The organism is Leekyejoonella antrihumi, from assembly GCF_007845645.1.
Lineage (GTDB): Bacteria > Actinomycetota > Actinomycetes > Actinomycetales > Dermatophilaceae > Leekyejoonella > Leekyejoonella antrihumi.
On the sequence record NZ_VCQV01000078.1, the window covers coordinates 1 to 6,122 of the forward strand.

The window sequence follows — 6,122 nt, forward strand, 5'->3', positions numbered from 1 at the left end:
AACACAGGCTTCTTTGAACTCGGGCGAATACTTCTTACCAGTTCCCAACAGGCTTCCCTTTCAGTCAACCCCAAAGAAATCAGATCCTTGGGGCCAACTGTCCGAGACTCGCCGGGCGCCTCAGTCAGGCAGGCGTTCGCGTGTGGGCACGCTTTTTGGATCGGGAGGCCGCAGTACCCATTCGGCAAGGCTTGGGTCGCGGTGGCGATCCGGTGCCCGGCCCATGCGGCGTCGGCCAGCGGCCCGGCGGTGTCGGTGGCGATGGTGGTGCCGGTGATGTCGACCTTGCGGGCTGCGTCCCAGTGCCGCCGGACGGTGTCGTCGTGCAGCCTGGCGTAGTGGGCGGTCATCTGTGACGAGTCGTGGTCCAGGATCCGGCGTACGACTTCTTGAGGCACGTCCTTGTTGATCAACCGGGTACCCAGGGTGTGCCGCCACTGGTGCGGGGTCAGGTGCACCTGGTGGCCGTGCTCGTCTCGTAGGTCGAGGGATTCGAGCCATCGGTACAAGGCTGCCCGGTAGGTCCCGGCGCTCAGTGGAATGTTCTGGTCGGGGTTCTTGGTCGGGCGTGGGAACAGCACCGGGGGCCGGATCGACTCGTCGGTGACGCGTGTCTGCTGGTCAAGGATCAGGCGGTGGAGCTCCTCGTCGATCGGCACCAGCGCCTCCCTGTTCATCTTGTGGTTGGTGTAGCGCAGGTAACCGCCGCCCTGCTCGTCGACGACCAGGCAGTCGTAGGCCAGCGTGGTGGCGTCGCCGACGCGCAGCCCGCAGCGGATCAAGATGATGGTGATCAGCGCCTTGGCCGGGTCGGCCCAGGTCGCCATCGCCGTAGGTGCTTCCAGCTGGGCCATGACCTGCTCGGCGACGGCGCGTGGGCCCCGGATCGGGCGGGGTGGGTTGTCGTCCTTGAACAAGGCCGCCGTCGGGTTCAGCGGCGCCCAGCCGCGTTGCCGAACGGCCTGTAAGAAGGTGCGTAGCTGCCCGATGTGCACCTGCCGGCGGTGAGCGCTGTCGATGCTTACGGCCAGGTCGGCCAGATATGCCTCCAGCACGGCCCGGGTGATCTGCTCCGGCCCGGTGATGTCGGACTGCTGCAGGTAGCCGGCGAACCGGATCAGCGCCCCCAGGCCACGGCGTACCGCCTCCAGCCCGGTCCCGGTCGTCATCCGCTGCCTCGTCCAGTGTTTGGCCAAGTCCCGCAGCCAGGGCTGGGTGATCGTGATGAAATCCAAGGTGGGGTTGCCCGGGTACCCCAGGCGTCGTAGTCGCCACGTATCGCGCGGGTACTCGGCGTCCCAGCCGGCCCCGTCGGCCAGGTCGCTGACGTGCCGATAGGCGTCCAGCAACAGGCCTCGCCCGTTGCTGTCGCGGCGGCCACTGGCGATGAACGCCTCCCGCCATTCCTGCTCGTCGCGGTCGAGCAGGCTCGTGGTGTCGGATCGGGTCAGGAAGGCGATGACTCGGTTGGCGACGTCCGGCGGTGTCCGGCTGGTCCGCTCGTCGTGACGGCACTGGATCGCGTAGGCCACCTCCCACCGCACCGGCTCGGGTAGCCCGGACAGGTCGATGACCTGATCGGCCGGGACACGCTTGGCCGTGAACTGTTCGGCGAACACCACGGGATCGAGCCGCCCGTTGGCGCGCCACGTGTTGTGATGCGCGTGACAAAACGGCCCCGCTGCTTGAGGCCACAGCGGGCAGCCCGGGATCGCGCACTCGTCGGCGACTGGTGCCTTCACTGGTGGTTGATCCGAGGCGAGCCAGCCCGTCAGGTCGGGGCGGCCGGAGCGTTCCCACCGTTGCGCATGCAACTGACACAGACCGCTTCGGGCAACACCGTACCCACATGCGTCGATCCGGCAGCTGTGGTTTGGACGCCGACGCGCCCAGTCCGGGTCGGTCGTCGCTGCGAACTCATCGATGTCGGGTCGGTCGGCCTTGGCCCACCGGTGATGGTGACCGGCGCACATGCCGTGACCACGAGCGATCCTGCCACACCCGGGAACTCGGCATGACCCGGCCGACACGGCCGGGTCATCCGCCGCGAAGATCAGCGGTTCGACGGCGAACTCGGGCCGCACCGCCGCCCGGACCCGGGCCGTCCAAGCCGCCTGATCATCGGTACCGGCGACCAGGGACAGGCCTGCCGCGCCGGTCATGACGCGTCCTGCTCGAGCAGCCCGGCACGCACCAGCGCTGCGCGGGTGTCGGCCACCGTCAGGTGCGCGTACGTGGTCGAGGTCGTAGTCACCGACGAGTGCCCCAAGAGGACCGAGACCACTTCGACCGGCACCTGAGCGCGCAGCAGCCCCGTCGCGTAGGTATGCCGCAGCCAGTGCGGGTCGAAGTCGATCCCGGTCCGCTTCCGTAATCGGCGAACCAGGTCATACACCGCCGGGTAGGCCAGGGGTGCACCGATGCGGCCGCCCCACAGGTTGACGAACACGTAGTCGCTGTCCAGGTCACCGTACTCACTGTTCAGGTAGTCTGCGTACAACCGAACCAACCCCGAAGACACCGGAATGGTCCGAGGCACAGGTGACTTCGTCCGCGCCTTGTTGTCGTTGTCACGAGGCACCACCCGTACCTGACACTCGGCAGCGTCCCAGTCCTCGTGCCGTAGCCCGAGCGCCTCACCCACTCGCATGCCCGTGTCGGCGAGCACGGACAACAGCAGTCGGTCCCGGCCCCGCGTGCATCCGGCGAGTAACGCGGTCACCTCGTCGCCGGTCAGTGTCCGCGGGGTGCGCCGACCCGCTCGCACCTGCACCACTGGGGCCTGGGTCGGCTTCGACTTGCTCACGTGATGCAGGAACGAGCGCGGGCCACCGCGACGGCCCGACGGGCGCCACATGCTTAACGATGCGTGCACCGGCAGTCCGCACCTGCTCGCATGCCGATACATCGACCCGACCGCGGCGAGCTTCCGGTTGATCGTCGCCGCCGAGCAATACTCACCAACAGGCAGTACAGCAACGGACTTGCCACGAGTCTCAGGTGGCAGCCGGAGCCAGCTCACGAAGCCCGCGACATCCTCGACATCGACTGCCGCCCAGTCGATCCCGCGACCGGCGAGGTACTCAAACCAGTCCCGTAGATCGTGCGCGTACGCCTTGACCGTGTTCGGCGACCGACCCGCATCCGTCAAGAACGACAAGAACCGCTCGACAGGCGCGACGACCACCGCGTCGTCACCGACCACCGTCCACGACTCACGCCGCGAGCCGGACACCACCACCCGAGTAACGAACACCGAACCTCCCAAGATCACGCCTGCTGGACGGCTGTAGATAAGCACGTCCAGCACGCACAATCACGGATCGATCCAGCCCGTCGACGACGTCAAAGACACTCCGCAAGAGCCTCGAGATAACGATCGCGTTGGTAGAGAACAGAACCCGGCGTATCTCCTCGTGATAGTCCAGGAATGGGATGAACTCCTCCCACGCGTTGTTCCACAACGTGACGATGGCCGGGTACTTGCTGCCCCACTCGGGCACGAAGTGCTCGTCGAACTGGGCCCGCGCGGCCTCGGGTGACGAGGCCGTGTAGACGAGCTTGAGATCCTTGGCGATCTTGTCCCAGTACTTCTTCGATGCGTACCGAAACGTGTTGCGCAGCAAATGAATAACGCACGTTTGCACGATCGCGTCGGGCCATACCGCGTTCACGCTGTCGGGCAGGCCCTTCAGCCCGTCGCACACCACGAACATCGTGTCGACTACCCCGCGGTTACGGATCTTGGTCAGCACCGACATCCAGTACTTCGCGCCCTCACCCTCACCCGGTGTGCCCGGCCAGAGCCCGAGGATCTCCTTGTGACCCTCGACCGTGACACCGATCGCCGCGTAGAACGGCCGGTTGGCGACCTGTCCATCGCGGACCTTGACCATGATCGCGTCGATAAAGATCGCCGCGTACACCGGGTCCAGGGGCCGCTCGAGCCAGGTGTTCATCTCCTCGACGACCTGGTCGGTGATCCGGCAGATCGTGTCCTTGGACACGCTCGCACCGTAGATCTCCTCCAGGTGCGCGGAGATCTCCCCACTGGTCAGCCCCTTGGCCGTCAGCGACAGCACGATCTCCTCGACACTGCCCAGCTTGCGGCGATGTTTCGGGAGGATGACCGGCTCGAACGTACCCGCCCGATCCCGCGGGACCTTCACCTCGACCTTGCCGACATTGTCGGTCAGCACCGTCTTGGTCCGTGTCCCGTTACGCACATTGTGCGGCCCGCTCGACCCGGCCAGCTCGTCGTCAGCGCCGTCTACGACCCGCTCAGCGCCATCAGCCCCGTCCTCAGGGCCCTCGGGCCGTTGATGCTTGACGCGACCGAGGTGCTCGGTCATCTCCTCTTCCAGCGCGGTCTCCAGCACCATCTTCGTCACCCGCTTCAGCAGCCCGCCCGGGCCGGTCAGCTCATCCCCGTCCTCGCGCGCCTGCCGGACCAGATCCGCGATCGTGGCCGCCTCATCCAGCCGCCGCTCACGCTGTGGCTTGCGGTGGTCCTGCGGCGCGCGCCCAGGCTTGCTCGACGAGCGCGTGGTCGAGTCCGTCGTTGCTGCATCCATGCTCGGCATCGTCATGCCTCATCACTCCAAATCCCGCCACATCCATGGCGTGTCGTGGAGTACAAAAACACCAACTTTGCGACAGACCCTAAAACCGCGAACTGGTCAGTGGAGTTTCGCACTCTTGACTGTTGCTATGCCGCGTAGGCGAGCGTGTCGAGGATGACTGAGGTTATTTGTTGGTCTTCGCCCGTTGGGGATGACATGTGTGTAATTCGTTGTGCCCAGAGGGTTCTGCGGAGTGCGGCGAGGGCGTCCAGGAAGCTGGGCGTCTTCTTGTGCGGGTACCAGGGTCGTGGTGTCCAGGTTCGCCCGTCGGGGTGGCTGGTCAGGTACCAGCACCAGGTCGTGGCGTGCAGCCACAGCGCCAGTGTGGCGGCTCGTTCGGGGCCGCTGCGTTTCCAGGACTGAGGCTGGCCGCCACCCAGGTCCTGTTTCACGTCCCTGAAGCAGACTTCGATCGACCACAATGCCGAGGAGCGGATTATGCCGAGCGCATGGCCAGATGCCCGTCGTGCGTGGTGGGTTGGGTTGGATAACTCGGCATAATCCGGGGGTTGACTGGTCTCTTGTGAGATATCGCGAGAGAAGGAGTCGATCATGCGGTTTGGGACAATCACGGTGTCGGTAGACGGCCCACTGGGTATCTATGCGGATGGATTCGCTCGGATGCTGGCTGGACGTGGCTACCGCCCGAGGTCGATCGAGGGCCAGCTGCGGCTGCTGGGCTACTTGAGTAGTTGGATGCATGTTCGGGGCTTGGACGTCGGGGACGTGACGTTGGAGGTGGCGCAGCGCTTCGTCGAGGCACGACGCGCCGCTGGCTACCGGGAGTTCGTATCGGTCAGACCTGGTATGGCCCCGATTCTGGATCACCTGCGTCAGGTTGGCGCGGTAGCGCCGGCCGCACTGGCGACACCCGCCAGGCCGGAGCCTGCGGTCCTCGGTGCGTACGGTGCCTACTTGATCCAAGAACGCGGGCTGGCTACCAGCACCATCGCCAACTACCTCAGTGTGGCACGGCTGTTCGTTGCGGCGTGCGCATCCGAGGGAGTGACGCTGGGAGATGTGGGTGCGGGACAGGTCAGCGAGTTCGTGCTCGCGCGGTGTCGGCTGTGCCGAAGTGGCGGGGCACTTGGGGATCTCGTCGTCGGGATGCGTTCGTTCCTGCGGTATCTACACCTGGCCGGGGTCACCCAGACAGCCCTGGCCGGGGTCGTGCCCACCGCGACGCATCCGCTATCGGGATCGCCCCGACCGGTGAGTCCTGGCCAGGCAGCGGCGCTGCTGGGCCGTTGTGATCGCAGGACCGCGTCAGGACGGCGGGACTTCGCGATGCTGACACTGATGCTGCGAATGGGGCTGCGGGTCGCGGAAGTCACAGCATTGCGCCTCGAGGACTTCGACTGGCGCCAGGGGGAGGTCCGAGCCTGTCAAGTCTTTTGTGTAAGTAGTGCGTTCGGATTTAGTTGATTTCGATTTCGTCGGTTGCGTGGGTGAGGGCGCTTCGGGTGAATTGGACCGTGTCGATCAGCAGTCCGATGTCGG

The 6,122-nt window shown here is 65.7% G+C and carries 4 protein-coding genes and 1 pseudogene; 1 reads left to right on the top strand and 4 read right to left on the bottom strand.

Going from position 1 to position 6,122, the window contains the following annotated elements:
• The 4 genes and pseudogenes from FGL98_RS24320 to FGL98_RS24335 all read right to left on the bottom strand — a co-directional run.
• A partial coding sequence (locus tag FGL98_RS24320; RefSeq protein ID WP_146321375.1) for a tyrosine-type recombinase/integrase occupies positions 1-2,162 on the bottom strand: 2,162 nt, incomplete at its 3' end.
• The gene (locus tag FGL98_RS24325; RefSeq protein WP_146321377.1) at positions 2,159-3,256 is read right to left on the bottom strand and encodes a site-specific integrase; all 1,098 of its coding nucleotides are present in this window, start codon (positions 3,254-3,256) and stop codon (positions 2,159-2,161) included. The genes FGL98_RS24325 and FGL98_RS24320, both read right to left, overlap by 4 nt.
• 121 nt (positions 3,257-3,377) lie before the next feature.
• Positions 3,378-4,574, bottom strand: a pseudogene (locus tag FGL98_RS24330) (IS256 family transposase); the annotation flags it as partial.
• Between the two features lie 134 nt (positions 4,575-4,708).
• Positions 4,709-5,014 (bottom strand): hypothetical protein, encoded by a 306-nt coding sequence (locus FGL98_RS24335; RefSeq protein WP_146321379.1) that lies wholly within the window; start codon positions 5,012-5,014, stop codon positions 4,709-4,711.
• Positions 5,015-5,174: 160 nt separating this feature from the next.
• Here FGL98_RS24335 and FGL98_RS24340 point away from each other — a divergent pair, with 160 nt between their 5' ends.
• On the top strand, positions 5,175-6,047 hold the full coding sequence (locus tag FGL98_RS24340) for a tyrosine-type recombinase/integrase (protein ID WP_146321380.1): 873 nt from the start codon (positions 5,175-5,177) through the stop codon (positions 6,045-6,047).
• The last annotated feature ends 75 nt before the right edge of the window (positions 6,048-6,122 follow it).